Origin of the sequence: Ectopseudomonas oleovorans (assembly GCF_029845265.1) — a bacterium.
Lineage (GTDB): Bacteria > Pseudomonadota > Gammaproteobacteria > Pseudomonadales > Pseudomonadaceae > Aquipseudomonas > Aquipseudomonas oleovorans.
On record NZ_JAOCLK010000008.1, the window covers coordinates 99,078 to 123,924 of the forward strand.

The window sequence follows — 24,847 nt, forward strand, 5'->3', positions numbered from 1 at the left end:
GACCCAACCGATAAATTTTTAATAAGCCACATCGAGAAAACCCGGATCGGCAGCCAGCGCGTAGGGGCTGAATACCAACCAGGGCTGTTCTCGCTGGAAGACACCGTGGATGAACGGCGCAATGCTCGCCTCGAGAGGCGGCAGTTGTTCTGAGTAGGCATCCACGGGGAAATGCTGCATACCGAAGACTTCGTCGACCGTCAGGCCGGCGAAGATTTCCTGGTGGTCGACCACCAGCACCCGCCGCAGCTTGCGCAGCGGCGACAGTTCATTACCGAAGAAGCCGCACAGATCCATGATCGGCAACAGGCGGCCACGCACGTTGGCCACCCCTTTGACCCAACTCTTCACGCCTGGCAACAAGGTATAGCGCGGCTCGTGCAAAACCTCACCCACCTCCCCCATGGGTGCAACGAACAGGCGCTCCCCCATACGAAAGCCGATGCCGCTCCAGGTCTGCACCGCCGCCTGCTGCGACGGCAGGCCAGCCGCCAGGGCACGGCAACGCTGGTCAATCTCAAGGAGAATCTGGAAAGGAGTCTGCGCAGACATGCCAGCCTTGGCCTTCTTTTTATTTAGTACACGGACAGCACGGCATCAGCCGGCCAGTACCGCATTGAGGGTCTTCAGCAAGGTATCTTCGTCGATCGGCTTGGTCAGGTAGTCCTTGGCGCCTTGGCGCTTACCCCAGACCTTGTCGGTTTCCTGATCCTTGGTGGTGACGATGATCACCGGAATGTGGCTGGTCTCGGCGTCCTTGGTCAGCTGACGCGTCGCCTGAAAGCCGTTGAGGCCGGGCATGACGATGTCCATCAGCACCGCGTCGGGCTTTTCCTGGCGGGCCAGAGCCACGCCGTCAGCGCCGTTTTCCGCCTTGAGTACCTGATGCCCATGTTTTTCCAGCATGGCGGTCAGCTTGTACATCTCGGTCGGGGAGTCATCAACAATCAGAATTCGAGCCATGGTGTTTCCCAATACAGAAGTGGCGTACGGCGATCAGGCCGAAACGTCAGGAGGCTTGTTCCACCGGGGTGAAGTCCGGCACATGGGCCTTGATCGCACCGAGCAGCTCTTCCTTGCTGAAGGGCTTGGTCAGGTATTGATCGGAGCCGACGATACGTCCCTTGGCCTTGTCGAACAGGCCGTCCTTGGAGGACAGCATGATCACCGGGGTGGATTTGAAGGCACTGTTGTTCTTGATCAGGGCACAGGTCTGATACCCATCGAGACGCGGCATCATGATGTCGACAAAGATGATGCTGGGGTGAGTGTCGGCAATCTTGGCCAGGGCATCGAAGCCATCGACCGCAGTGATGACATCACAGCCCACTTTTTTCAGCAGAGTTTCAGCGGTGCGACGAATCGTTTTCGAATCGTCGATCACCATCACTTTCAAACCCTCGGAATGCTGTTCCATTTTCGCCCTACCATCGCCTCGGTGAGTCGTTATATTCACGTTATCAGTATGCCTGAGGCCCTGTTGCCGATGGGCTTTGGCCCAGTCGCCGGGCCTTTGTAGCACACTCTCCAGATGCAATCTATAAGCCTGCCGGGGCTGCGCCAGCCCTTGACCAAGGCCATCGCCAACGCCACCCTGACAGCCTCACAAGGCATAGCCAACCAGGCCTCAACCCTCTTATCTCGCGGAGATTTCCCCCCATGAGCCTTCGTCTCGGGATCGTCATGGATCCGATTGCCAACATTTCCTTCAAGAAGGACAGCTCGCTGGCCATGTTACTGGCCGCTCAAGCACGCGGCTGGTCGCTGTTCTATATGGAGCAGCAGGATCTCTACCAGGTTCGTGGTCAGGCCCGTGCCCGCATGCGCCCGCTGGAGGTATTCAACGACCCGCAACGCTGGTTTGCCCTGGATGCCGAACAGGACACGCCGCTGGCCGAACTGGACGTGATCCTGATGCGCAAGGATCCACCTTTCGATAACGAATTCGTCTACTCCACCTACCTGCTCGAGCAGGCGGAGCGCGATGGTGTCCTGGTCGTGAACCGGCCGCAGAGCCTGCGTGACTGCAACGAAAAATTCTTCGCCACCCAGTTCCCTCGGTACACACCACCTACTCTGGTCACTCGGCGCCCCGACATTGTGCGCCAGTTTGCCGATGAGCACCGTGACATCATTCTCAAACCCCTTGATGGCATGGGTGGTTCGCAAATCTTTCGTCACCGTGAAGGCGACCCGAATCTTTCCGTGATTCTGGAAGCACTGACCCTGCATGGTCGCCAACAGATCATGGTTCAGGCCTACCTGCCGGCGATCAAGGACGGTGACAAGCGCATCCTGATGATAGACGGCGAACCGGCACCCTACTGCCTGGCGCGCATCCCGGCCGCCGGCGAGACTCGCGGCAACCTGGCTGCCGGCGGACGCGGCGAGGCCCGCCCACTGACCGAACGCGACCGCGAGATCGCTGCGGCAGTTGGCCCCACCCTGCGCGAAAAAGGCCTGATCTTCGTCGGGCTCGACGTAATCGGCGACCATCTGACGGAAATCAACGTCACCAGTCCGACCTGCATCCGCGAGATCGACGCCGCCTTCGATACCCGTATCGGCGAACGCCTGATGGACTGCATTGCCAACAAGCGCGGGCTAAAAGCTTGACGCAGGTGGCAGCCTGGCGCCTGCAACTTGCAGGCGCCTACTGCTACCCGGCAGACTGCGCGACATTCGAAAGCAGACCCGATACGCGATGAACGCAGCAGCCACCCCAACCACTGTGCCCTCCGCCACCGTCCGTCCGGCGGATCGCCTGGGGTTCACCCTCTTTCTCGCCGCAGCGCTGCATGTGGCGCTGATTCTTGGCGTCGGCTTCACCCTGGAGTCGCCGCCAGAGATAAGCAAGACGCTGGAAATCACCCTGTCCACCTTCAAGAGCGAAGAGAAGCCCAAGGAGGCGGACTTCCTGGCACAGGACAACCAGCAAGGCAGCGGTACGCTGGAACATGCCGCAGCCCCCAAAACCACCGAGCAGGCGCCCTTCCAGGACAGCGAGGTGCGCAAGGTCACCCCGCCCGCCACCCCGCAGCAGCCTGCCACCAGACAGGAAGTCCCCAAGGCTGCAGTCGCCACACGCGCACCGCAGCAGCAGAAAACCCCGGTCAAACGCGAAGAAACCAAGCAGGTGCCTCAAACCCAGCCTGCGCCAGTGTTCGACTCTGCTCAGTTGTCCGCCGAGATCGCCAGCCTGGAAGCGGAACTGGCGCAGGAGGTGCAGGCCTATGCCAAACGCCCGAAGATCCACCGCCTCAATGCTGCCTCGACCATGCGCGACAAGGGCGCCTGGTACAAGGACGAATGGCGCAAGAAGGTCGAGCGCATCGGCAACCTGAATTATCCCGACGATGCTCGTCGTCAGCGCATCTATGGCAGCCTGCGCCTGCTGGTGTCGATCAACCGTGACGGCTCGCTGTACGAGGTCCAGGTGCTGGAATCGTCCGGCCAGGCCATGCTCGACCAGGCCGCGCAGCGCATCGTGCGCCTGGCCGCGCCCTATGCGCCCTTCACCGGCGACCTGGCTGATATCGACCGCCTGGAGATCATCCGCACCTGGCGCTTCGAGCGCGGCGATCGACTGTCGAGCAACTAGAGCGTCGATCGAAACGGTCTGCATACGAAGCCGCGGGCGTCCTGCATTGCCCTACAGCTTGAAGCCCGGCGCCTTAAAGCCGAAACTAGCCGTCATGAAGAACTCAGCCCCCACCTCGCTCAAGCATCACTTTCTGATCGCCATGCCGCACATGGACGATCCGAACTTCGCACAGACCGTCACCTACCTGGTCGAGCACAACGCACAAGGCGCAATGGGTCTGGTGATCAACAAGCCCAATGGCCTCAGCCTGGCCGACGTACTCGAGCAATTGCGCCCCGAGGCAGAGCCCGCAGCGTTGTGCCACAGCCTGCCTATCTTCGCCGGCGGCCCGGTGCAGACCGACCGCGGCTTCGTCCTGCACCCGGCCGGCCAGCAGTTCCAGGCCACTTTGGATCTTGGTGAACTGGGCTTGTCCACCTCACAGGACGTGCTGTTCGCCATCGCCGATGGTAGGGGCCCGGACAAGTACCTGATCACGCTCGGTTACGCCGGCTGGGATGCCGGGCAACTGGAAGCGGAACTGGCCGACAACGCCTGGCTGACCTGCCCCGCCGACAGCAGCATTCTCTTCGACCTGCCGTTCGACCAGCGTCTTAACGCCGCAGCCGCGCGCCTGGGCGTCGACCTCAGCCTGCTGACCTCACAGGTCGGGCACGCCTGATGAGCGACAAGCCACTGCGCCTGTTACTGGGCTTCGACTACGGCACCAAGCAGATCGGCGTCGCCGTCGGCCAGGTGATCACCGGCCAGGCCCGTGAACTGTGCGTGCTCAAGGCGCAGAACGGCGTGCCGGACTGGAACCGCGTCGAAGCGCTGATCAAGGAATGGCAGCCGGACGCCGTGGTGGTCGGCCTGCCGCTGAACATGGACGGCACGCCCAGCGAGATGAGCGCCCGCGCCGAGAAATTCGCCCGCCGCCTCAACGGCCGCTTCAACCTGCCGGCCTACACCCACGACGAACGCCTGACCACCTTCGAGGCCAAGGGCCAGCGCCTGCGCGAAGGCCAGAGTGGCGGCTATCGCGAGCGCCCGGTCGATGCCATTGCCGCAGCCTTGTTGCTACAAGGCTGGCTAGAGGAAAACTGCACGGTCTGAGAGCTACCTGCGTTGCCGATGCTGCGTTAAAAACAGGCTCGGAATGCTCATTTACAACTCGTAAACTGCGCTTCCTCGCCTGTTTTTGCCTTGCCTCGGCGGCCTCGCTTACGCTCTCAGAAGCTGTTCATATTTGGAGTTTCGCCATGCTACCCAACCCCAACGACCTGCTGCCAGCCATGGCCAGCGCCCTGACCCAGCACCTCAACCAGCGCCAGATCAGCGAGCCGCGCTTCATCGGCATCCGCACCGGCGGCGTCTGGGTCGCCCAGGCCTTGCTGCAAGCACTAGGGCGTAACGACGCACTGGGCATCCTTGATGTGTCGTTCTACCGTGACGATTTCACCCAGAACGGCCTGCATCCACAGGTGCAACCATCCGAGCTGCCATTCGAAATCGAAGGCCAGCACCTGGTACTGATCGACGACGTACTGATGAGCGGGCGCACCATCCGCGCCGCGCTGAACGAACTGTTCGATTACGGCCGCCCAGCCAGCGTGACCCTGGTCAGCCTGCTCGACTTGAACGCCCGCGAGTTGCCGATCCGCCCCGACGTGGTCGGCGCCACCCTGTCGCTGGCCGCCAGCGAGCGGGTAAAATTGTCCGGCCCCACGCCGCTGACCCTCGAACTCCAGACGCTCGCCAACTGAGACTCCCTGCGATGACGCCACTCGCCGCCAAGCGCCCGCTGCAACTGAATGACCAAGGTCAGTTGCGCCACTTCCTCTCACTCGACGGCCTGCCCCGCGAGCTGTTGACCGAAATCCTCGACACCGCCGACTCCTTCCTCGAAGTCGGCGCGCGGGCCGTGAAGAAAGTCCCGCTGCTGCGCGGCAAGACCGTGTGCAACGTGTTCTTCGAGAACTCCACGCGCACCCGCACCACCTTCGAGCTGGCCGCCCAGCGCCTGTCGGCCGACGTCATCAGCCTCAACGTCTCCACCAGCTCCACCAGCAAGGGCGAGACACTGTTCGACACCCTGCGCAACCTCGAAGCCATGGCCGCCGACATCTTCGTCGTGCGACATGCCGACTCCGGCGCCGCGCACTTCATCGCCGAGCACGTGTGCCCGAACCTGGCGATCATCAACGGCGGCGACGGTCGTCACGCGCACCCGACCCAGGGCATGCTCGACATGCTCACCATCCGCCGCCACAAGGGCGACTTCGAGAACCTGTCGGTGGCCATCGTCGGCGACATCCTGCACTCGCGGGTGGCACGCTCGAACATGTTGGCGCTGAAGACCCTGGGCTGCCCGGATATCCGCGTCATTGCGCCGAAGACCCTGCTGCCCGTCGGCCTGGAGGAAAGCTACGGTGTGCGCGTATTCAGTGATGCCAATGAAGGCCTCAAGGACGTCGACGTGGTGATCATGCTGCGCCTGCAGCGCGAGCGCATGCAGGGCGGCCTGCTGCCCAGCGAGGGCGAGTTCTATCGCCTGTTCGGCCTCACCGAGCAGCGCCTGAAACTGGCCAAGCCGGATGCCCTGGTGATGCACCCAGGCCCGATCAACCGCGGCGTGGAGATCGAGTCGGCAGTGGCTGACGGCCCGCAGTCGGTGATCCTCAACCAGGTCACCTACGGCATCGCCATCCGCATGGCCGTGCTGTCGATGGCCATGAGCGGGCAGAACGCCCAACGTCAACTCAACGCCGAGGAGGCCAACTGATGCGTACCGCAATCCTCGGCGCTCGCGTGATCGACCCGGCCAGCGGCCTGGATCAGGTCACTGACCTCTATATCGACGGCACCAAGCTGGCCGCCATCGGCCAGGCGCCTGCTGGCTTCGTCGCCGACAAGACGCTCGACGCCCAAGGACTGATCGCTGCCCCCGGCCTTGTCGACCTGTCCGTGGCCCTGCGCGAGCCAGGCTATAGCCGCAAGGGCAGCATCGCCACGGAAACCCTGGCGGCTGCGGCCGGCGGCGTCACCAGCCTGTGCTGCCCTCCGATCACCAAGCCGGTGCTGGATACCTCGGCGGTGGCCGAGCTGATTCTCGACCGCGCCCGCGAAGCCGGACACACCAAGGTCTTCCCCATTGGCGCGCTGAGCAAGGGGCTGGCTGGCGAACAACTGGCCGAGCTGGTTGCCCTGCGCGATGCCGGTTGCGTCGCCTTCGGTAACGGCCTGGACAACTTCCGCAGCAGCCGCACCCTGCGCCGCGCGCTGGAATATGCGGCCACCTTCGACTTGCAGGTGATCTTCCATTCGCAGGATGCCGACCTGGCCGAAGGCGGGCTGGCGCATGAGGGCCCGACCGCCAGCTTCCTCGGCCTGGCCGGCATCCCGGAAACCGCCGAGACCGTGGCCCTGGCCCGCGACCTGCTGCTGGTGGAACAGAGCGGCGTGCGCGCGCACTTCAGCCAGATCACCAGCGCCCGCGGCGCCGAGCTGATCGCCTCCGCCCAGGCACGTGGTCTGCCGGTGACCGCCGACGTGGCGCTGTACCAACTGATCCTCACCGATGAGGCGCTGATCGATTTTTCCAGTCTCTATCACGTACAGCCACCACTGCGCTCGCGGGCCGACCGCGACGGTCTGCGCGAAGCGGTAAAGGCCGGAGTGATCTCGGCCATCGCCAGCCACCACCAACCGCACGAACGCGACGCCAAGCTGGCGCCCTTCGCCGCCACCGAGCCGGGCATCAGCAGCGTGCAACTGCAGCTGCCGCTGGCCATGAGCCTGGTGCAGGACGGCCTGCTGGATCTGCCGACGCTGCTGGCACGTTTGACCAGTGGCCCAGCCGCCGCATTGCGCCTGCCGGCCGGCACGCTGAGCGTTGGTGGCGCTGCCGATATCGTGCTGTTCGATGCGCAGGCCTCCACCGTCGCTGGCGAGCAGTGGTACTCCAAGGGCAGCAACTGCCCGTTCATCGGCCATTGCCTGCCCGGCGCGGTGCGCTACACGCTGGTGGATGGACATATCAGCTACCAGAGCTGAGCCCTTCGAGCCCACCGCCTGGCGGGCTCGCTGTTCGAGGGTGCGCCAGGCGCACCCTCGGCCCTTGCAAAGTCCCATCCCATCCGCGACACGCGCCGCACTTGCCACGACATTGGACGAATGAGTGACTCGACGGTCATGATCCACGTCAGGTTAGGCAGCCGAAATTTTCCAAATGCCACCGCCCTATGACCCCGCCCGCGCCCAAGGCGCCGGCCTGGCGTCGCGCTGGCCTTGTTCAGGAGCTTTTGAGTTATGTCGCGCTTACCTGTGATCGTGGGTTTTGGGGGTTACAACGCAGCCGGGCGCAGCTCCTTCCACCATGGTTTTCGCCGTACCGTGCAGGAGTCGCTGGAACCCCAGGCGCGCCAGGAAACCCTGGCCGGGCTGGCGCAGATGATGAAGCTGGTACGCGTGGTCGATGGCAAGTATCAGGATCAGGACGGCCAAGCACTGAGCCTCGCCGAGATCGAAAGCCGCTACGGCAAGCAGATTCTGGCCGGCACCCTGGTGCGCCGCATCGAGAAACAGCATCTCGACCCGGACGCCGCCCACTGGCAGAAGAGCATCGACGTCGCTCCCGCCAATGGTGCCAACCTGAGCTTCATCACCCAGCGCAAGCAACTGCCCGAGCCACTGCCGGCCAACTGGTCCGTAGAAGAGCTCGACGGCAATGAAGTGCGCGTCACCCTGCACGACAGCTGCGAATTCAAGGTCGACAGCTACCGCCCACTGGCGGTGAAGTCCGCCGGCCAGTTGCCCACCGGGTTCGAGCCGAGCGAGCTGTACAACGCGCGTTTCCATCCGCGCGGCCTGGCCATGACCGTGGTCGGCGTCACTGACGCGCTGCGCTCGGTGGGCATCGACTGGCAGCGCATCGTCCAGCATGTCGCCCCGGACGAGATCGCCGTGTTTGCCAGCTGCATCATGAGCCAGCTCGACGAGAACGGCTTCGGCGGCATGATGCAGTCGCGCCTGAAAGGCGGCCGCGTCACCGCCAAGCAGCTGGCCCTGGGCCTCAATACCATGCCGGCGGACTTCATCAACGCCTACGTGCTCGGCAGCGTCGGCACCACCGGCAGCATCACCGGTGCCTGCGCCACCTTCCTCTACAACCTGCAGAAGGGCATCGAGCAGATCGCCAGCGGCAAGGCGCGTGTGGTGATCGTCGGCAGCAGCGAGGCGCCGATCAACCAGGAGTGCATCGAGGGTTACGGCGCCATGGGCGCGCTGGCCACCGAAGAAGGCCTGCGCCAGATCGAGGGCAAGAGCGACGTGGATTTCCGCCGCGCCAGCCGCCCGTTCGGCGACAACTGCGGCTTCACCCTGGCCGAAGCCTGCCAATTCTTGGTGCTGATGGACGACGAACTGGCCCTGGAGCTGGGTGCCGACATCCATGGCGCGGTGCCGGACGTGTTCATCAACGCCGATGGTTTCAAGAAATCCATTTCCGCCCCCGGCCCGGGCAACTACCTGACCGTGGCCAAGGCCGTGGCCAGCGCTGTGCAACTGCTCGGCCTGGACGCCGTGCGTAGCCGCAGCTTCGTTCACGCCCATGGCTCCAGCACCCCGGCCAACCGCGTTACCGAGTCGGAGATTCTCGACCGCGTCGCGGCTGCCTTCGGTATCGAACAATGGCCGATCACCGCAGTGAAGGCCTTCGTCGGCCACTCCCTGGCCACTGCCAGCGGCGACCAGGTGATCGCTGCCCTCGGTGCCTTCAAGTACGGCATCGTGCCGGGCCTGAAGACCATCGACGCAGTCGCCGGCGACGTGCATCAGGATCACCTGAGCCTGTCCATCGAAGACCGTAAGGTGGGTGAGCAGGCGCTGGACGTGGCCTTCATCAACTCCAAGGGCTTCGGCGGCAACAACGCCAGCGCCCTGGTGCTGGCCCCACACGTAGCCGAGCGCATGCTGCGCAAGCGTCATGGCCAGGCCGCCTTCGACGCCTACCTGGCGCGCCGCGAGAGCACCCGTGCCGCCGCTGCCGCGTACGACCAGCTTGCCCTGCAGGGCAAGCTGGACATCATCTACAACTTCGGCAACGACATGATCGACGACCAGGCGATCTCCATCACCACCGAAGAAGTGAAGGTGCCGGGCTTCGACCAGCCGCTGGTGTTCAGGAAGGACGCTCGTTACAGCGATATGCTCGATTGAGCCGTAGGGCGGGTGCAACCCGCCATGGCCGATGTGGCGGGTTGCACCCGCCCTACAACGTCCGCGCCAGCTCGATCAGCTCGCCACGCCACTCGGCGGCGGCCGGCAAGGCCAGAAACGAGGGGTTGAGAAAGGATTCGCGCGCCTCGTAGGTCAGCACTTCGCCGGCCAGATTCAGCACTTCGCCACCCGCCCCTTCCAGCACGCCCTGTGCCGCGGCGGTGTCCCACTGCGAGGTAGGCGCCAGACGCGGGTAGCAGTCGGCATTGCCTTCGGCCAGCAGACAGAACTTCAGCGAACTGCCGATATTGGCCAGCGCCGGCTCGCCGAAACGCGCGGAAAGCCCCACCAGCAGAGTTTCCTGCGCGGCGCTGGAGTGACGTTTGCTGGCTACCAGGGTGAAACCCTGCGCAGGCGCCAGGCGCACGCTGATCGAATACTCCTTGCCCGGCACGTCGCTACACCAGGCGCCCAGACCAGCGCCGCCGTAATAGCAGCGGCCATTGGCGGGAATACCCACCACACCGAAGACCACTCGTCCCTGTTCGATCAACGCGACATTGACCGTGAACTCTTCGGAGCCGGCGATGAATTCCTTGGTGCCATCGAGCGGATCGACCAGCCACCAACGCGTCCAGGCGGCGCGCTCAGCCAGCGGAATGTCGGCGGCCTCCTCCGACAGCACCGGCACCTCCGGCGCCAGCGCCTGCAGGCCATCGAGCAGGATATGGTGCGCGGCCAGGTCGGCGGCGGTCACCGGCGAGGCATCGGCCTTCTCCGTCACCGCCACATCGCTGCGCCAGTACGGCAGGGTCGCCGCGCCGGCGGCACGAACCAGGTCGATTACCTTGGGGATGTAGGGATGGCTCATGGACGGTACTCCCCGCGCTGAGTCAGCAGGTCGCGCACCAGGTACAGCGCCGCCAGTGCGCGGCCTTCGCTGAACTGTTCGTGCTGGGCCAGGCTGGATAGCTCGCGCAGGCTGATGCGGTCGACCCGCATCGGCTCGGGCTCATCACCTGGCAGGCGCTCCTCGTACAGGTTGCGCGCCAGCACCACCTGAATCTTCTGGCTCATGTAACCGGGCGACAGGCTCAGCTCGGTGATGTACTCCAACTCGTGCGCGCCGAAACCGGACTCTTCCTTGAGCTCGCGGTTGGCGGCAACCAGCACATCCTCACCCGGCTCGATCAGGCCCTTGGGCAGCGACAGCTGGTAGTCATCGGTGCCGCCGCAGTATTCCTCGATCAACACCGCGTGCTCGGCATCGAGCATCGCCACCACCATCACCGCGCCGTAGCCGACGCCCTTGCCCACCAGACGCTCATAGGTGCGCTCAGCGCCATTGGAGAAGCGCAACTGCACTTGCTCGACACGAAACAGGCGGCTGCTGGCGACGATTTCGCGGGCGAGGACCGTGGGTTTTTGGCGCATGAGGCAACTCCTTGGCGGGACCGAGCGGGTTATCATACAGCGGCTTTTCGCATTATCCCTGAGCGAGATTGCATCAAGGCGAAACCATCGCCACAACCGAGACCCACGCATGCCCGCACTGCCCTGGCACCAGATCGACACCGTCCTGCTGGACATGGACGGCACGTTGCTCGACCTGCACTTCGACAACCACTTCTGGCTCACCCACCTGCCGCAGCGCTACGCCGAGCACCATGGCGTCAGCCTGGCGCTGGCCGAGGCCGAGCTGCTGCCGCTGTTTCGCCAGCATGCCGGTACGCTGAACTGGTACTGCACCGACTTCTGGAGCCGCGAGCTGCGGCTGTCGATCCGTGAGCTCAAGCGCGAGGTCGCGCACCTGATCGCCCTGCGCACCGATGCAGAACTGTTTCTGCGCGCCCTGCGCGAAGCTGGCAAGCGCGTGGTGCTGATCACCAACGCGCACCGCGACTCACTGTCACTGAAACTGGAACGCGTCGAGCTGGCACCCTGGTTCGAACGCCTGATCAGCTCCCACGACTACGGTTTCCCCAAGGAGGATCAGCAGTTCTGGTTCGCCCTGCGCCAGGATGTCGACTTCGACCCTGCGAGGGCCCTGTTCATCGACGACAGCCTGCCGATCCTGCGTAGCGCCGGACGCTTTGGCGTCGCCCATCTGCTCGCCGTGCGCCAACCAGACAGCCAGGCCGGGCCTAAAGATACCGAGGAGTTCGCCGCAGTGGGGGACTACCGGGAGTTGGTGCACGGACTGCCTGCGACGCCCTCACTGTAGGAGCCGGCTTGCCGGCGATCGTGAATGATGCCGATCGCCGCCAAGGCCAAGCCCCCGCCGCACCTGAGCGCGGGTTTAGTCAGGAATCCGCAATACCTGCCCCGGATAAATCTTGTCCGGGTGACTGAGCATCGGCTTGTTGGCCTCGAATATCTTCATGTAGGCGTTGGCATTGCCGTACTCGGCCTTGGCAATCGCACTCAGCGTGTCGCCCTTCTTGACCGTGACGAAGCGCGCTTCGGGCGCGGGCATGGTCACGCTGATCTGATCATCGACCTCACCGACACCGGCCACGTTGCCCAGCGCCAGGAGAATCTTTTCCTTCTCTTCCTGGCTGGCCACTTCGCCGCGAGCGATGACCTTGTCGCCCTCGACGCTGACCTCGATGTTGGGGTTGCCCAGGCCAACCTTGGCAACATGCTCCTTGAGCGATTCGGCGGCCTGCGCCTCCTGACCCACCAGTGACTCCCAGAGTTTGACCCCGGCGTCTTTGACAAAGGCAAACAGACTCATGGCAATTCCTCTCGTTCCTTGCGAATGACCGGGCAAAGCGCCCGGAGACCAAAGTCTAGTTCAGGAAACACCCCTGATTAGCGTTCGCGCATTAGAATCCGGGCAAACCAGGAGCCCCCATGGATATAAAGCAGCTGAAATTCCTCGTCGCCCTCGACGAGACCCGCCACTTCGGTCAGGCCGCTGCGCGCTGCCACGTGACCCAGCCGACGCTGTCCATGCGCTTGCGCCAACTGGAAGACGAGCTGGGTCTGGAGCTGGTCCGTCGCGGCCAGCGTTTCGAGGGCTTCAGCGCCGAAGGTGAGCGTATCCTGGCCTGGGCACGCAGTGTGCTGGCCGCACAGGATGGCCTGCTCGCCGAAGCTGCAGCCTGTCGTGGGCACCTGGTGGGCACCCTGCGCCTGGGCGTGGTGCCGCTGGCCAGTTTCGACCCGATGCGCCTGATCAGCCTGTTCGCCGAGCGTCACCCGGGGCTGCGCTTTCAGCTGCATGCGCTGAGCAGCGATCAGATTCTGGAGGGGCTGGTACGTAATCAGCTCGACCTTGGTCTGTCCTATCTCGACCGACTCGACCGCGAGCATTTCGCCAGCCTGGAGCTGGCCGAAGCACGCATGGGCCTGCTCTATGATCAGCGGCATTTCCACTTCGTCAGCAGCAGCCTGCGCTGGGAACAGTTGGCCAACCTGCCCCTGGGCCTGCTCTCCACCGGCATGCACTTTCGCCTGTCCATCGATCACAGCTTCCGTGCTCGCGGCCTGAGCCCGCAGGTACGCCTGGAGGCCGATGCCGTGCACCACCTGACTCAAGCGGTCAGCGCCGGGCTGTGCTGCAGCGTCATGCCATTACCGGCCGACGGTGCACCGACCGACGGTCATCTGCGCCTGCTACCCATCGAGGACGCTCATACCCTGGCACCTCAGGGCCTGATCATGCGCCGCGGCGCCCCTGCCTCACCGCTCGCGCAAGCCTGTTTCGAAGAGGCACGAGAGTGGCTGGCGAACGCTTGATAGATTTGCTCGATCAACACATCAAAGCCAACGATTAGACGCTCCCCGCCCATGGGCCTAGGCTTAGCTGTGTCAATCTGTCACAGAGCGCGCCTCGATGGCCAAGCCAGCCGCCCAGCCGCACATTGCCAGTGCCTATACCTACGCCGAACTCGGTGACGGTCGCGCGCAGCACGCTGCACTGGCCGAAGAATGTGCCCTGGCGATCAGCTACAACGACCTGAACCAGGCGGTGATGATGGTTTCGCCCCATCACCTGGAAGATTTTGCCGTCGGCTTCAGTTTTGGCAACGACCTGATCAAGTCAATCGACGACATCTATGACATCCAGTTGCGCGGCCTCGGTGACAGCCGCGAAGCCCGCTTGCAGGTCAGCAGCCGTGCCTTCTGGGCGCTCAAGCAGCAACGCCGGCAAATGGCTGGCACCAGTGGTTGTGGCCTGTGCGGTGTGGATGCACTGGAACAGGCGCTACCGACCCTGACCGCCCTACCCGGCGCAGCATTACCGCCACTTGAACATCTCACCGGACTGCGCGAGCGCATCGGTGAGCAACAACAACTGGCACGCCACAGCGGCGCGCTGCATGCCGCCCTGTTCATCGATGCCAGCGGTGAGATTCGTCTGTGCCGTGAAGACATCGGTCGCCATAACGCCCTGGACAAGCTGATCGGCGCCATCGCCCGCGAACGTATCGACACTCACGGTGGCTTCGCCCTGGTCACCAGTCGCTGCAGCCTGGAACTGCTGCACAAGGCAGTACGTGCCGGCATCGGCACCCTGGTGAGCCTGTCCGCCCCTACCGCCCTGACCGTGGAGTGGGCGCGGCGCCACCGCCTCAACCTGATCCACCTGCCCCATCACAGCACGCCGCGGGTCTACAGCCCCGCGCCTGACGAAGAAGAACGACCATGAGCCTGCAACCCGTCAATCCTCGCTATAAGCCCTACAAAGGCCCAGCCGCTGGCTGGGGTGCACTGAACGCCGTGACCCGCTTCTGGCTGGACAGCAAGCAGCCGTTCAAGAACCTGCGCGCGCTGCTCAAGACCAACCAGAACGGCGGCTTCGACTGCCCCGGCTGCGCCTGGGGCGATTCGCCCGAGGACGGTCACATCAAGTTCTGCGAGAACGGCGCCAAGGCGGTCAACTGGGAAGCCACCAAACGCCGCGTGGACCCGGCCTTTTTTGCCCGCTACACGGTCAGCCAACTGCGCGAGCAGAGCGACTACTGGCTCGAATACCAGGGCCGCCTGACCCACCCAATGCGCTATGACGCCAGCACCGATCGCTACACGAAGACCACCTGGGCCGAAGCCTTCGCCCTGATTGCCAGGCATCTGAAGGCGCTGCCGAGTCCGGATCACGCCGAGTTCTACACCTCCGGCCGGGCCAGCAACGAGGCGGCATACCTCTACCAGTTGTTCGTGCGCGCCTATGGCACCAACAACTTCCCCGACTGCTCGAATATGTGCCACGAGGCCAGCGGCGTCGCCCTCGGCCAAAGCGTGGGCATCGGCAAGGGCAGCGTGACTTTCAACGATTTCGAGCATGCCGACGCCATTTTCGTCCTCGGCCAGAACCCCGGCACCAACCACCCGCGCATGCTCGAACCGCTGCGCGAGGCGGTCAAACGCGGCGCCCAGGTGGTCTGCTTCAACCCACTGAAGGAGCGTGGCCTGGAGCGCTTCCAGCATCCGCAACACGCGCTGGAGATGCTCACCAACGGCTCCGAGCCGCTGAACACCGCGTTCTTCCGTCCGGCCCTGGGCGGCGACATGGCCGCCATGCGCGGCATCGCCAAGTTCCTCCTGCAGTGGGAGCGCGAGGCGCAGGCCAAGGGTGAAGCAGCGGTGTTCGACCATGCCTTCATCGCCGAGCACACCGATGGTGTCGAGGCCTACCTGAAGCTGCTCGACGACTGCAGCTGGGAGGCGCTGCAGGCTCAGTCCGGCCTCAGCCTGCAGGAGATCGAACAGGCGGCGCGCATGTACCGCCGCGCCGAGCGGGTCATCATCTGCTGGGCCATGGGCATCACCCAGCACCACCATTCGGTGGCCACCATCCAGGAAATCGTCAACCTGCAACTGCTGCGCGGCAACCTCGGCCGCCCCGGCGCCGGCCTGTGCCCGGTACGTGGACACAGCAACGTGCAGGGCGACCGCACCATGGGCATCAACGACCGCCCGCCGGTCACGCTGCTAGACGCCCTGGAAAAGCGCTTTCAGTTCAAGGTACCGCGCGAGAATGGCCACAACACCGTCGAGGCGATCAACGCCATGATCGACGGCCAGGCCAAGGTATTCATCGGCCTCGGCGGCAACTTCGCCCAGGCCACGCCGGACAGCCCGCGTACGCACAAGGCGCTGCAGAGCTGCGAGCTCACCGTGCAGATCAGCACCAAGCTCAATCGCAGTCACCTCACCGTCGGCCGCGACGCGCTGATCCTGCCGTGCCTCGGCCGTACCGATATCGACCTGCAGGCCAGCGGCCCGCAGGCGGTGACGGTGGAAGATTCGTTTAGCATGATCCACGCCTCCTACGGTCAGCTCGAACCGCTCTCCGGCAGCGAGATGCGTTCGGAGCCGGCCATCGTCGCCGGGATCGCCAAGGCCACTCTGGGCAACCACCCGGTGGACTGGGGCGCGCTGATCGCCGATTACGACCGCATCCGCGAGCTGATCGCCGACACCATCCCCGGCTTCCAGGATTTCAACCAGCGTGTCGCTCACCCCGGCGGCTTCTACCTCGGCAACTCGGCCGGCGCGCGCCAGTGGAAAACGGCATCCGGCAAGGCCAATTTCAAGGCCAATGCGCTGCTCGACGACCTGCTGCCCCCGCAGGTGCGCGAAAGCGGTGAGACGCCGGATCTGATCCTGCAGACCCTGCGCTCGCACGATCAGTACAACACCACGGTGTACGGCCTCGACGACCGTTATCGCGGCGTGCGCGGGCAGCGCGATGTGCTCTTCGCCAACGAGGCGGACATCCTGCGCCTGGGCTTCAAGCCCGGTCAGAAGGTGGACATCCGCTCGTTGTGGAACGATGGCATCGAACGCCGGGTGAGCAGTTTCACCCTGCTCGCTTTCGATATCCCGGCCGGCCAGGCCGCTGCTTACTTCCCCGAGGCCAACCCGCTGGTGCCGTTGGAAAGCGCCGGCGTCGGCAGCAGCACACCGACCAGCAAGTTCGTCGCCATCCGCCTGCAGGCTGCCAGCGGCGGCAATCTGCTGGGCAGCAGCGCAACCAGCTGACCGGCGGCCAGGAACCTCGTACAGAAATCGCTGGTCAATGGCATAACGCTCGCCATCTGGCGGTTTCTGTTATCGAGGTGTCCATGAAGTCTCTGCAACTCTTCTTTCTTTCCCTTGGCCTGACTAGCGGCGGTTTTGCCTTTGCCGGCAATACCGAGGCCGGCCTGGGCGGCGCACTAGGTGGCGCAGTGGGTGCGATGGTTGGTCAGCAGGTCGGTGGCAACACTGGCGCTGCGGTCGGTGCCGGTCTCGGTGGCGCTGCCGGCAGCATGGTCGGCGCGGATCGCCGCAGCCGTACTGAAGCCGCCATTGGCGGCGCGCTGGGCGCAGCCGGTGGCAACGTCGTCGGCAGCAGGTTGGTGGCAACACCGGCGGCGTGGTCGGTGCGGCAGTCGGTGGCGGCGCCGGTGGCGCACTGGGCAACTACATGGGCAATGCCAGCTATGACGATGACCGTCGCGGCAAGCATCACCGCCACTACCATGGCAAGAAACACAAGAAGCACCACAAGCACTGGCGCCGTCACTGACGGATGCCTGGGGTCTGTTGGCATTTCGACGCAAGCCGTGCGCGAAACGGCAACAGACCCTAGCCCATGCGCTCGTCATCCGAACGTTGGGGTGACCTAGCAGCTTATGCGCCGTGCCGCCGACACAGTCTGAACAGCGCGACTGGCCTGGCAGCCCCTGGCTGCGCTAAGCTGTCGCCATGACCACGCCATACCTGATCCCGCTCCAGACCAGCAGCACGGACGCCGCCAGCGGCCTGCGCATCGGTGGCGACTGGACGCTGGCCCATTACAGCCGACTCGAACCTCAGGTCCTGGCCCTGCGCGAACGCCTGCACGGCCGGGAAAACATCGACCTCGACGAACTGGCCGCACTGGATACCGCCGGCGCTGCGCTGCTGGTGGAACTGCTGGGTTGTGAGCGCCTGCGCCAACTGGCGCAACAGGACAGCCTGAGCGCCGAGCGCCGCGCCTTGCTGCTGGCAGTGGCAGACACCATGGCGGGCACTCAGCAGGTACAGGAACACGCCACACCTTCGGCACTGCGCGAAGTGCTCGGACATATCGGCGAGGCGGTGGAAGGCACCTGGTGCCAAGGCCGGGAACTGCTCGGCTTCATGGGCCTGACCCTGAGCGGCATGCTGACGATCCTGCTGCGCCCGGCGCGCTGGCGCCTGACCTCGCTGACCGCTCATCTGGAACAGTGCGGCCTCAACGCCGTGCCCATCATCGCCCTGTTGACCTTTCTGGTGGGTGCCGTGGTGGCCTTTCTCGGCGCCACCATCCTCGCCGACTTCGGTGCCACCATCTACACGGTGAACCTGGTGGCGTTCTCCTTCCTGCGCGAGTTCGGCGTGCTGCTCACCGCGATTCTCATGGCTGGGCGCACCGCCAGCGCCTTCACCGCGCAGATCGGCTCGATGAAGGCCAACGAGGAGATCGACGCCATCCGCACCCTCGGTCTGAGCCCCGTCGAGCTGCTGGTGCTGCCGCGGGTGTTCGCGATGCTCATCGCCCTGCCGATCCTGACCTTCATCGCCATGCTCAGCGGCATGCTCGGCGGCGCGCTGGTCTGTGCATTGAGCCTGGACATCTCGCCGACCATGTACCTGTCGATCCTGCAGGACAGCGACCTGCTGCAGCACTTCCTCGTTGGCCTGCTCAAGGCACCGATCTTCGCTTTCCTGATCGCCCTGATCGGCTGTCTGGAAGGCTTCAAGGTCAGCGGCAGCGCACAATCGGTGGGCGAGCACACCACCTCGGCGGTGGTGCAGTCGATCTTCGTGGTCATCCTACTCGACGCCCTGGCGGCGTTGTTCCTGATGGAGATGGGCTGGTGAGCCAGGAGACCATCATCGAGGTACGCGACCTGTGCAACCAGTTCGGCACACAGGTGGTGCATCAGCATCTGGACTTCGACCTATATCGCGGCGAAATACTTGGCGTGGTAGGCGGCTCGGGGACCGGCAAGTCCGTGCTGCTGCGCAGCATCGTCGGCCTGCGCCAGCCCAATGCCGGCACCGTACGGGTGTTCGGCGAGGAACTGCTGAGCCTGCCGGCCGAGCGGCGCTCGCAACTGGAACGGCGCTTCGGCGTGCTCTACCAGCGCGGCGCTCTGTTCTCCTCGCTGACCGTCAGCGAGAACATCGCCCTGCCGCTGATCGAACACGCCGGCCTGTCGCGCGCGGCAGCCGAACGCCTGGCCAGGGTCAAGATCGCCCTGGCCGGCCTGCCGCAGGATGCCGCCGACAAATACCCCAGTTCGCTGTCCGGCGGTATGGTCAAGCGCGCCGCCCTGGCCCGCGCCCTGGCACTGGACCCGGACATCCTGTTTCTCGACGAACCCACCGCCGGCCTCGACCCGATTGGCGCGGCGGCCTTCGACCAGTTGATCCGTACCCTCAGCGACAGCCTGGGCCTGAGTGTATTTCTGGTCACTCACGACCTGGACACGCTCTACAGCATCTGCGACCGGGTCGCGGTGCTGGCACAGAAAAAGGTGCTGGTGGCCGACCGCCTGGACGTGGTGGCTGCCACCGACGATGCCTGGATTCAGCAATATTTTCACGGCCCGCGCGGACGCGCGGCTGCGCAGGCCGCCACCGCGGCAAGGAGTCAATGAATGGAACCCAGAGCCCATCACGTGCTGATCGGCCTGTTCACCGTGCTCACGGTGGGCGCCGCGCTGCTGTTCGCCCTGTGGCTGAACAAGGCCGGTGCCGATCGCGCCTTCACCGATTACGAGGTGATCTTCAACGAAGCGGTCACTGGCCTGTCACAGGGCAGCGCGGTGCAATACAGCGGGATCAAGGTCGGCGACGTGATCAGCCTGGGGCTCGATCCCAACGATCCGCGCACCGTGCGCGCGCGTATCCGCATCGTCGGCCATACCCCGATCAAGCAGGACACCCGCGCGCGCCTGGCGATCACCGGCGTCACCGGCCTGGCGGTAATCCAGCTGCACGGCGGCAGCCCGGAAAGTCCGCCGCTGGAGGGTAAGGATGGCCAGCCAGGCATCATCATCGCCGACCGTTCGCCACTGTCCCGGCTGATGGCCAATGGCGAGGACCTGGTGGTCAACATCACCCGCCTGCTCAATCGCGCCAACCGCATGCTGTCACGCGAGAACGCCGAGCGCGTGTCGCGCACGCTGGAAAATCTGGAACAGGCCACTGCCGGCATCGCCGAGCAACGTGATGAGCTGGGCGAAACCCTACGTCAGACCAGTGCCGCCACCCGCGAGGCGGCCGAACTGATGCGCACCGCCAACCGTCTGCTCGACGGCCAGGGCAGTCAGGCGCTGGACAATGCCGAGCGTCTGATGGCCTCGCTGGAACGCAGCAGCCGCAGCATCGAGCAGTTGCTGGAAAGCAATCGCAGTGCGCTGGACAGCGGCATGCAGGGCCTCGGCGAGCTGGGCCCGGCGATTGGCGAACTGCGCGATACACTCGGCGCCCTGCGCAGCTTCTCCCGCCGCCTGGAGCAGGACCCCACCGGCTACCTGCTGCGCAACGACAGCATCAAGGAGTTCCAACCATGAAGCGTCTGTCCCTGCTGCTGGCCGCTGGCCTGCTCGGCGCCTGCTCGATCCTGCCGCAGAGCGAACCATTGGATATCTACCTGCTGCCAGGCGCCGCGCTGCCGGCGCAAACCCAGCGCGTCGACTGGTCGTTGCGGGTCAACAGCCCGGTCAGCAGCCAGTTGCTCGACGGCACGCGCATCGTCGTGCTGCCCGAGCCGGGGCTGGTCAACACCTACCAGGGCGTGCGCTGGAGCGAGCGCACGCCACAGTTGCTGCGCGGCCGTCTGCTCGACGCGTTTCAGGATGACGGCCGCGTTCAGGCATTGAGCAACGAAGAGCAACGTCTGCAGGCCGACCTGGAGCTGGTCAGCGACTTGCGCAGCTTCCATAGCCAGTATCGCGATGGCGTTGCCGAGGCACTGATCCAGCTCGACGTGCGCCTGGTCGACGGGCGCGATCAGCGCATCCTCGCCATCCGCCGCTTCAGCGTTAGTCAGCCGGCGAGTGATACGTCGATTGCTGCAGTAGTGAAAGCCTTCGGCCAGGCTGGCGATCGATTGTCCCGCGAGCTGGTGGACTGGACGCTGGCCGAAGGGCAACGCGCTAACCCGTAGGGTGCGCCGCGCGCACCGAATCCCAAGCACCGATGGTGCACACAAGCTGGCCAGGTAGCCAGGATGCAATCCGGGGCATAGCGACCCGTATTCCCCGGATTGCATCCGGCTATGGGACTGGCTATGGGACTTACCTTTGTAGGAGCGAGCTCTGCTCGCGAAGCCCTTCGCCGCAGTAATATTCGCGAGCAGAGCTCGCTCCTACAGACCCGTCAACCACTCACGCACCTCGGCGTAGGGGTAATCCTCCAGCGTAGCGAAGCCAGCCAACTGACGCGCCTTGAGCTTGGTCAACAAGGGCGTGGTCACGCCACAGAGAAAGCGCGTCAGGCACTCGTGGCTCGGCGCGTGTCCAGCGTATTGCAGGTGTTTCTCGACGAAGGCTGCGCACAGCGCCTGGGCATCGCGACCATTCAATGACGGCAGCTCGGGCGGTTGCGGCAAAGTGGCTACGCGGCCCTGACACACAGAACAATGCCCGCAGCGCTCGGGCGCCTGTTCGTCACCAAAGTACAAGGCAAGGCGCCGGCTCAGGCATTCGCGGCTCTCGAACAAACCGAGCATGGCCTGAATGCGGGCGATCTCGCTGGCCTCATGGGCGCGGAAGTGTGCGTACAGGTCATCCGCCAGGGCTTCGACGTCAAACCCGCCATCGAGCACGGCGTAGACCTCGGTCATCTGCTTGCTTTCCAGCTCCAGCCAGCCCTTTTCCTGGAAGTAGTCCAGTGCCTTGACCACCCGCGCGCGCTCGGCGCCATGGTCGCGATACAGCAGGTCAAAATCCAGGGTGCTCCAGGTGCGGGCGCGGCGCGAACTGGCCAGAATGGCCTCGACGAACTGACGCCGCTCGCCCTCGAACTGCGCCAGCAGGGCCTCGTCCTCCAGCAGCAGCTTGAAGCGATACTCGGCGAAGTATGCATAGCGCGGCGCGATGATGCCGCGCAACTCCAGCTGCACCAGCAGGGTCTTGAGCGGCAGCGCACGGATATTGCTCAGCTCCGACAACTGGCCCAGCATCAGCTCCCACTGCCCGCCCGTGCCGACCGACCGCAGGTCATCGAGCACGGCACGAATCCCGTCGAGTTCCGGCGTATCGCCATAGACGAAGTTTTCCAACACGCTGAGGCCATCGCGGCTGGCCAGCACCAGGCAGTCCGAGGCCTGGCCGTCACGCCCGGCGCGGCCGATTTCCTGGCTGTAGTTCTCCACCGATTTGGGCAGGTCGAAGTGCACCACGTTGCGGATATCGCGCTTGTCGATGCCCATGCCGAAGGCGATGGTGGCAACGATGCATTGCAGTTCGCCGGCCATGAAGCGGCGCTGGATCGACTCGCGCACCTCATGGGCCATGCCGGCGTGGTAGGCGCTGACTGCCAGGCCGTCCCGCGCCAGGCGCTCGGCCACCTGCTCGGCGGTCTTCTGCTGAGTCACGTAGACGATGCTCGCCTGGCCGCGCCGCGGTACCAGCCATTGCTGCAGACGCTGCAATTTGGCGGAGCCTGCCACCGGCTCCACCAGCAGATTGAGATTGGGCCGGTAGAAACCAGTGGTGACCACATCCGCCTCGGCGATGGCGAATTTCTCGCGCATGTCGGCGATGACCTTGGGCGTGGCAGTCGCCGTGAGCAGCAGCACCTGCTCGATGCCGAACTGACGCTGATAATCGGGCAGCTTGAGGTAGTCCGGGCGGAAGTTGTGGCCCCACTCGGAGATGCAGTGCGCCTCGTCTACGACCAGCAGGGAGATCGGCACCTGAGCGATAAAATTGCGAAAACGCTCGTTCTTCAGCCGCTCCACCGAGATCATCAGGATCTTCAGCTCGCCGCTGCGCGCGCGATTCATCACCTCCGCGGCCTGCTCGCGGCTCTGCGCCGAATCGATGCTGGCCGCGGCGATGCCATGGGCATGCAGGAACGCCAACTGATCCTGCATCAACGCCAGCAACGGCGAAATCACCAGGGTCAGGTGTGGCAGATGCAAGGCCGACAACTGATAGCACAACGACTTGCCCGAACCGGTGGGAAAGATCGCCGCCGCCGAGCGACCGGCAAGTACGGCGCTGATCACCGTTTCCTGGCCGGGGCGCAGCTTATCGAAACCGAAGACGCGTTTGAGGGTGGACATGCGCTGTCACTCCTTTGACCGCTTGAAGGTCAGAGCGTAAGGTCATGGCGGTTGCAGCCGCCCTACGGCTCTCCGTTGAAGAGCTACAAGCCTAGCGAAGATTGTAGGGCGGGTGAAACCCGCCACTTCTGACCACGGCGGGTTTCACCCGCCCTACGACGGCGGCTCTAACCTGTGGCCCCAAAAAAGAAACCGCCCGAAGGCGGTTTCTTTTGCTCTGCCCGGCGCTTACAGCTGCGGGCCGGCGTTCTTGATAGCGTCGCTGACGTCGAACTTCTGGAAGTTGTCGATGAACAGCTTGGCCAGGCCCTTGGCGGCTTCGTCGTAGGCGTTCTTGTCTGCCCAGGTGTTGCGCGGGTTGAGCAGGTTGGTCTCGACGCCTGGCACCGACTTCGGCACATCCAGGTTGATGATCGGCAGGTGCTCGGTCTCGGCACCGATCAGCGCACCGCTCTGGATGGCCGCGATCACGCCGCGGGTAGTCGGGATGTTGAAACGCTTACCGACACCGTAGCCACCACCGGTCCAGCCGGTGTTGACCAGGTAGACCTTGGAGCCGAAGGCGTTGATGCGCTTGATCAGCAGCTCGGCGTAGACGCCAGCCGGACGCGGGAAGAACGGCGCGCCGAAGCAGGTGGAGAAGGTCGACTTGATGCCACCGCCCGAACCCATTTCGGTGGAACCGACCAGCGCGGTGTAACCGGACAGGAAGTGGTAGGCCGCCTGCTCGTTGTTGAGGATCGACACCGGCGGCAGTACACCGGTCAGGTCGCAGGTCAGGAAGATCACGGCGTTCGGCTCGCCGCCCAGGTTCTTCTCGCTGCGCTTCTCGACGTACTCCAGCGGGTAGGCCGCGCGGCTGTTCTGGGTCAGGCTGTCGTCGGCGTAGTCCGGCACGCGGTTTTCGTCGAGCACGACGTTTTCCAGCACGGTGCCGAACTGGATGGCCTTCCAGATAACCGGCTCGTTCTTCTCGGACAGGTCGATGCACTTGGCGTAGCAGCCGCCTTCGATGTTGAACACCACGCCTTCGCCCCAACCGTGCTCGTCGTCACCGATCAGGTAACGCGACTCGTCGGCGGACAGAGTGGTCTTGCCGGTGCCGGACAGGCCGAAGAACAGGGTCACGTCGCCTTCTTCGCCAATGTTGGCGGCGCAGTGCATCGGCAGCACGTCTTTTTCCGGCAGCAGGAAGTTCTGCACGGAGAACATGGCTTTCTTCATTTCACCGGCGTAACGCATGCCGGCGATCAGCACTTTCCTGGCGGCGAAGTTGATGATCACGCAGCCATCGGAGTTGGTGCCGTCACGCTCAGGCACGCACTCGAAGTTGGCAACGTTGAGGATCTGCCACTCGGCCTTGCCAGCCTGGTTGTAGGTGGTCGGGTTGATGAACAACTGACGGCCGAACAGGTTCTGCCAGGCGGTCGCGGTGGTCATCTTCACCGGCAGGTAGTGCTCTTCGGCAGAACCTACGTGAACGTGGGAGACGAAGTGCTCCTGGGCGTTATTGAACGCCGCGACGCGATCCCACAGGGCGTCGAACTTGTCGGCCGGGAACGGACGGTTGATGGCGCCCCAGGCGATCTGCGCCTCGGTGCTCGGCTCCTGAACGATGAAGCGGTCGGCCGGCGAGCGGCCAGTGCGATGACCGGTACGTACGACCAGCGCGCCGTTGGCGGCCAGTTCCCCTTCACCACGGCGAATGGCTTCTTCGACCAGTTGCGCGGCGCTGATGTCGGTGTACACGGCGTTGTTGGCTTGCGTCATGAGGGTCCCCGTCG

Annotated in this window: 24 protein-coding genes and 1 pseudogene; 17 read left to right on the forward strand and 8 right to left on the reverse strand. The window is 64.4% G+C overall.

Translation table 11 applies throughout. From position 1 onward, the window contains the following. Positions 1 to 18: 18 nt before the first annotated feature. The 3 genes from N5J71_RS06290 to pilG are packed head-to-tail and all read right to left on the reverse strand — an operon-like array spanning position 19 to position 1,417. On the reverse strand, positions 19 to 552 hold the full coding sequence (locus tag N5J71_RS06290) for a chemotaxis protein CheW (protein ID WP_011920657.1): 534 nt from the start codon (positions 550 to 552) through the stop codon (positions 19 to 21). Between the two features lie 45 nt (positions 553 to 597). Next, positions 598 to 963 carry a twitching motility response regulator PilH gene (pilH, locus tag N5J71_RS06295; RefSeq protein ID WP_003458790.1) on the reverse strand — a complete coding sequence of 122 codons (366 nt, stop codon included), beginning with the start codon at positions 961 to 963 and terminating at the stop codon, positions 598 to 600. A 46-nt stretch (positions 964 to 1,009) separates the two neighbouring features. Continuing rightward, positions 1,010 to 1,417, reverse strand: a complete 408-nt coding sequence (pilG, locus tag N5J71_RS06300) for a twitching motility response regulator PilG (RefSeq protein WP_003458788.1) — start codon at positions 1,415 to 1,417, stop codon at positions 1,010 to 1,012. A gap of 242 nt (positions 1,418 to 1,659) precedes the next feature. On the opposite strand from pilG, the gene gshB reads away from it, so the two are divergent. From gshB to N5J71_RS06340, 8 genes are all read left to right on the forward strand, one after another. After that, the gene (gshB, locus tag N5J71_RS06305) at positions 1,660 to 2,616 is read left to right on the forward strand and encodes a glutathione synthase (RefSeq protein ID WP_206408120.1); all 957 of its coding nucleotides are present in this window, start codon (positions 1,660 to 1,662) and stop codon (positions 2,614 to 2,616) included. 88 nt (positions 2,617 to 2,704) lie between these two features. After that, positions 2,705 to 3,601 carry an energy transducer TonB gene (locus N5J71_RS06310; protein ID WP_084340973.1) on the forward strand — a complete coding sequence of 299 codons (897 nt, stop codon included), beginning with the start codon at positions 2,705 to 2,707 and terminating at the stop codon, positions 3,599 to 3,601. Between the two features lie 94 nt (positions 3,602 to 3,695). Continuing rightward, the gene (locus N5J71_RS06315) at positions 3,696 to 4,265 is read left to right on the forward strand and encodes a YqgE/AlgH family protein (protein ID WP_279916540.1); all 570 of its coding nucleotides are present in this window, start codon (positions 3,696 to 3,698) and stop codon (positions 4,263 to 4,265) included. Beyond that, positions 4,262 to 4,699 carry a Holliday junction resolvase RuvX gene (gene ruvX / locus N5J71_RS06320; RefSeq protein ID WP_279533206.1) on the forward strand — a complete coding sequence of 146 codons (438 nt, stop codon included), beginning with the start codon at positions 4,262 to 4,264 and terminating at the stop codon, positions 4,697 to 4,699. The genes N5J71_RS06315 and ruvX overlap by 4 nt, the downstream gene beginning before the upstream one ends. Before the next feature lie 146 nt (positions 4,700 to 4,845). Further along, positions 4,846 to 5,349, forward strand: a complete 504-nt coding sequence (gene pyrR / locus N5J71_RS06325) for a bifunctional pyr operon transcriptional regulator/uracil phosphoribosyltransferase PyrR (RefSeq protein WP_011920652.1) — start codon at positions 4,846 to 4,848, stop codon at positions 5,347 to 5,349. Positions 5,350 to 5,360: 11 nt separating this feature from the next. Further along, positions 5,361 to 6,368 carry an aspartate carbamoyltransferase catalytic subunit gene (locus tag N5J71_RS06330; RefSeq protein ID WP_003458776.1) on the forward strand — a complete coding sequence of 336 codons (1,008 nt, stop codon included), beginning with the start codon at positions 5,361 to 5,363 and terminating at the stop codon, positions 6,366 to 6,368. Continuing rightward, positions 6,368 to 7,639 (forward strand): dihydroorotase, encoded by a 1,272-nt coding sequence (locus tag N5J71_RS06335; RefSeq protein ID WP_003458775.1) that lies wholly within the window; start codon positions 6,368 to 6,370, stop codon positions 7,637 to 7,639. The genes N5J71_RS06330 and N5J71_RS06335 overlap by 1 nt, the downstream gene beginning before the upstream one ends. 255 nt (positions 7,640 to 7,894) lie before the next feature. Further along, entirely contained in the window at positions 7,895 to 9,802 is a 1,908-nt protein-coding gene (locus N5J71_RS06340; RefSeq protein ID WP_279916541.1) for a beta-ketoacyl synthase, read from the forward strand. A 52-nt stretch (positions 9,803 to 9,854) separates the two neighbouring features. Here the strand turns inward: N5J71_RS06340 and cysQ are convergent, their stop codons facing one another. Both cysQ and nudE read right to left on the reverse strand, forming a co-directional pair. Continuing rightward, positions 9,855 to 10,673, reverse strand: a complete 819-nt coding sequence (gene cysQ / locus N5J71_RS06345; RefSeq protein ID WP_279916542.1) for a 3'(2'),5'-bisphosphate nucleotidase CysQ — start codon at positions 10,671 to 10,673, stop codon at positions 9,855 to 9,857. Continuing rightward, positions 10,670 to 11,236 (reverse strand): ADP compounds hydrolase NudE, encoded by a 567-nt coding sequence (gene nudE, locus N5J71_RS06350; protein ID WP_279916543.1) that lies wholly within the window; start codon positions 11,234 to 11,236, stop codon positions 10,670 to 10,672. The genes cysQ and nudE overlap by 4 nt, the downstream gene beginning before the upstream one ends. A 109-nt stretch (positions 11,237 to 11,345) precedes the next feature. On the opposite strand from nudE, the gene yrfG reads away from it, so the two are divergent. Then, positions 11,346 to 12,026 (forward strand): GMP/IMP nucleotidase, encoded by a 681-nt coding sequence (gene yrfG, locus N5J71_RS06355; protein ID WP_279916544.1) that lies wholly within the window; start codon positions 11,346 to 11,348, stop codon positions 12,024 to 12,026. A 75-nt stretch (positions 12,027 to 12,101) separates the two neighbouring features. Here yrfG and lysM read toward each other — a convergent pair whose 3' ends face one another. Continuing rightward, on the reverse strand, positions 12,102 to 12,539 hold the full coding sequence (gene lysM, locus N5J71_RS06360; protein ID WP_003458766.1) for a peptidoglycan-binding protein LysM: 438 nt from the start codon (positions 12,537 to 12,539) through the stop codon (positions 12,102 to 12,104). Positions 12,540 to 12,658: 119 nt separating this feature from the next. Here lysM and N5J71_RS06365 point away from each other — a divergent pair, with 119 nt between their 5' ends. The 8 genes and pseudogenes from N5J71_RS06365 to N5J71_RS06400 all read left to right on the forward strand — a co-directional run bounded on the left by N5J71_RS06365 (position 12,659) and on the right by N5J71_RS06400 (position 20,939). Continuing rightward, positions 12,659 to 13,546 carry a LysR family transcriptional regulator gene (locus N5J71_RS06365; protein WP_074855182.1) on the forward strand — a complete coding sequence of 296 codons (888 nt, stop codon included), beginning with the start codon at positions 12,659 to 12,661 and terminating at the stop codon, positions 13,544 to 13,546. A gap of 97 nt (positions 13,547 to 13,643) precedes the next feature. Next, positions 13,644 to 14,459 carry a formate dehydrogenase accessory sulfurtransferase FdhD gene (gene fdhD, locus N5J71_RS06370; RefSeq protein ID WP_279916545.1) on the forward strand — a complete coding sequence of 272 codons (816 nt, stop codon included), beginning with the start codon at positions 13,644 to 13,646 and terminating at the stop codon, positions 14,457 to 14,459. Then, the gene (locus tag N5J71_RS06375; RefSeq protein ID WP_003458760.1) at positions 14,456 to 16,795 is read left to right on the forward strand and encodes an FdhF/YdeP family oxidoreductase; all 2,340 of its coding nucleotides are present in this window, start codon (positions 14,456 to 14,458) and stop codon (positions 16,793 to 16,795) included. The genes fdhD and N5J71_RS06375 overlap by 4 nt, the downstream gene beginning before the upstream one ends. 83 nt (positions 16,796 to 16,878) lie before the next feature. Then, positions 16,879 to 17,324: pseudogene (locus tag N5J71_RS06380) on the forward strand (glycine zipper domain-containing protein). A gap of 179 nt (positions 17,325 to 17,503) precedes the next feature. Then, positions 17,504 to 18,643 (forward strand): MlaE family ABC transporter permease, encoded by a 1,140-nt coding sequence (locus N5J71_RS06385; RefSeq protein ID WP_003458757.1) that lies wholly within the window; start codon positions 17,504 to 17,506, stop codon positions 18,641 to 18,643. Continuing rightward, on the forward strand, positions 18,640 to 19,425 hold the full coding sequence (locus N5J71_RS06390; protein WP_003458756.1) for an ABC transporter ATP-binding protein: 786 nt from the start codon (positions 18,640 to 18,642) through the stop codon (positions 19,423 to 19,425). The genes N5J71_RS06385 and N5J71_RS06390 overlap by 4 nt, the downstream gene beginning before the upstream one ends. Next, a complete protein-coding gene (locus N5J71_RS06395) occupies positions 19,426 to 20,343 on the forward strand; it encodes an MlaD family protein (RefSeq protein ID WP_003458755.1) in 918 nt (305 codons plus the stop codon). Further along, a complete protein-coding gene (locus N5J71_RS06400; RefSeq protein ID WP_279916546.1) occupies positions 20,340 to 20,939 on the forward strand; it encodes an ABC-type transport auxiliary lipoprotein family protein in 600 nt (199 codons plus the stop codon). The genes N5J71_RS06395 and N5J71_RS06400 overlap by 4 nt, the downstream gene beginning before the upstream one ends. A 201-nt stretch (positions 20,940 to 21,140) precedes the next feature. On the opposite strand, the gene N5J71_RS06405 is transcribed toward N5J71_RS06400, so the two are convergent. Further along, the gene (locus tag N5J71_RS06405) at positions 21,141 to 23,063 is read right to left on the reverse strand and encodes a RecQ family ATP-dependent DNA helicase (RefSeq protein WP_279916547.1); all 1,923 of its coding nucleotides are present in this window, start codon (positions 23,061 to 23,063) and stop codon (positions 21,141 to 21,143) included. A gap of 228 nt (positions 23,064 to 23,291) precedes the next feature. Next, positions 23,292 to 24,833, reverse strand: a complete 1,542-nt coding sequence (locus N5J71_RS06410; RefSeq protein WP_003458725.1) for a phosphoenolpyruvate carboxykinase — start codon at positions 24,831 to 24,833, stop codon at positions 23,292 to 23,294. Between the last annotated feature and the right edge of the window lie 14 nt (positions 24,834 to 24,847).

Excerpts from the sequence above, each read along its gene's own strand:
- N5J71_RS06290 (WP_011920657.1), bottom strand. The coding sequence starts at position 552 with ATGTCTGCGCAGACTCCTTTCCAGATTCTCCTTGAGATTGACCAGCGT.
- pilH (WP_003458790.1), bottom strand. The coding sequence starts at position 963 with ATGGCTCGAATTCTGATTGTTGATGACTCCCCGACCGAGATGTACAAG.
- pilG (WP_003458788.1), bottom strand. The coding sequence starts at position 1,417 with ATGGAACAGCATTCCGAGGGTTTGAAAGTGATGGTGATCGACGATTCG.
- gshB (WP_206408120.1), top strand. The coding sequence starts at position 1,660 with ATGAGCCTTCGTCTCGGGATCGTCATGGATCCGATTGCCAACATTTCC.
- N5J71_RS06310 (WP_084340973.1), top strand. The coding sequence starts at position 2,705 with ATGAACGCAGCAGCCACCCCAACCACTGTGCCCTCCGCCACCGTCCGT.
- N5J71_RS06315 (WP_279916540.1), top strand. The coding sequence starts at position 3,696 with ATGAAGAACTCAGCCCCCACCTCGCTCAAGCATCACTTTCTGATCGCC.
- pyrR (WP_011920652.1), top strand. The coding sequence starts at position 4,846 with ATGCTACCCAACCCCAACGACCTGCTGCCAGCCATGGCCAGCGCCCTG.
- N5J71_RS06330 (WP_003458776.1), top strand. The coding sequence starts at position 5,361 with ATGACGCCACTCGCCGCCAAGCGCCCGCTGCAACTGAATGACCAAGGT.
- N5J71_RS06335 (WP_003458775.1), top strand. The coding sequence starts at position 6,368 with ATGCGTACCGCAATCCTCGGCGCTCGCGTGATCGACCCGGCCAGCGGC.
- N5J71_RS06340 (WP_279916541.1), top strand. The coding sequence starts at position 7,895 with ATGTCGCGCTTACCTGTGATCGTGGGTTTTGGGGGTTACAACGCAGCC.
- cysQ (WP_279916542.1), bottom strand. The coding sequence starts at position 10,673 with ATGAGCCATCCCTACATCCCCAAGGTAATCGACCTGGTTCGTGCCGCC.
- nudE (WP_279916543.1), bottom strand. The coding sequence starts at position 11,236 with ATGCGCCAAAAACCCACGGTCCTCGCCCGCGAAATCGTCGCCAGCAGC.
- yrfG (WP_279916544.1), top strand. The coding sequence starts at position 11,346 with ATGCCCGCACTGCCCTGGCACCAGATCGACACCGTCCTGCTGGACATG.
- lysM (WP_003458766.1), bottom strand. The coding sequence starts at position 12,539 with ATGAGTCTGTTTGCCTTTGTCAAAGACGCCGGGGTCAAACTCTGGGAG.
- N5J71_RS06365 (WP_074855182.1), top strand. The coding sequence starts at position 12,659 with ATGGATATAAAGCAGCTGAAATTCCTCGTCGCCCTCGACGAGACCCGC.
- fdhD (WP_279916545.1), top strand. The coding sequence starts at position 13,644 with ATGGCCAAGCCAGCCGCCCAGCCGCACATTGCCAGTGCCTATACCTAC.
- N5J71_RS06375 (WP_003458760.1), top strand. The coding sequence starts at position 14,456 with ATGAGCCTGCAACCCGTCAATCCTCGCTATAAGCCCTACAAAGGCCCA.
- N5J71_RS06385 (WP_003458757.1), top strand. The coding sequence starts at position 17,504 with ATGACCACGCCATACCTGATCCCGCTCCAGACCAGCAGCACGGACGCC.
- N5J71_RS06395 (WP_003458755.1), top strand. The coding sequence starts at position 19,426 with ATGGAACCCAGAGCCCATCACGTGCTGATCGGCCTGTTCACCGTGCTC.
- N5J71_RS06400 (WP_279916546.1), top strand. The coding sequence starts at position 20,340 with ATGAAGCGTCTGTCCCTGCTGCTGGCCGCTGGCCTGCTCGGCGCCTGC.
- N5J71_RS06405 (WP_279916547.1), bottom strand. The coding sequence starts at position 23,063 with ATGTCCACCCTCAAACGCGTCTTCGGTTTCGATAAGCTGCGCCCCGGC.
- N5J71_RS06410 (WP_003458725.1), bottom strand. The coding sequence starts at position 24,833 with ATGACGCAAGCCAACAACGCCGTGTACACCGACATCAGCGCCGCGCAA.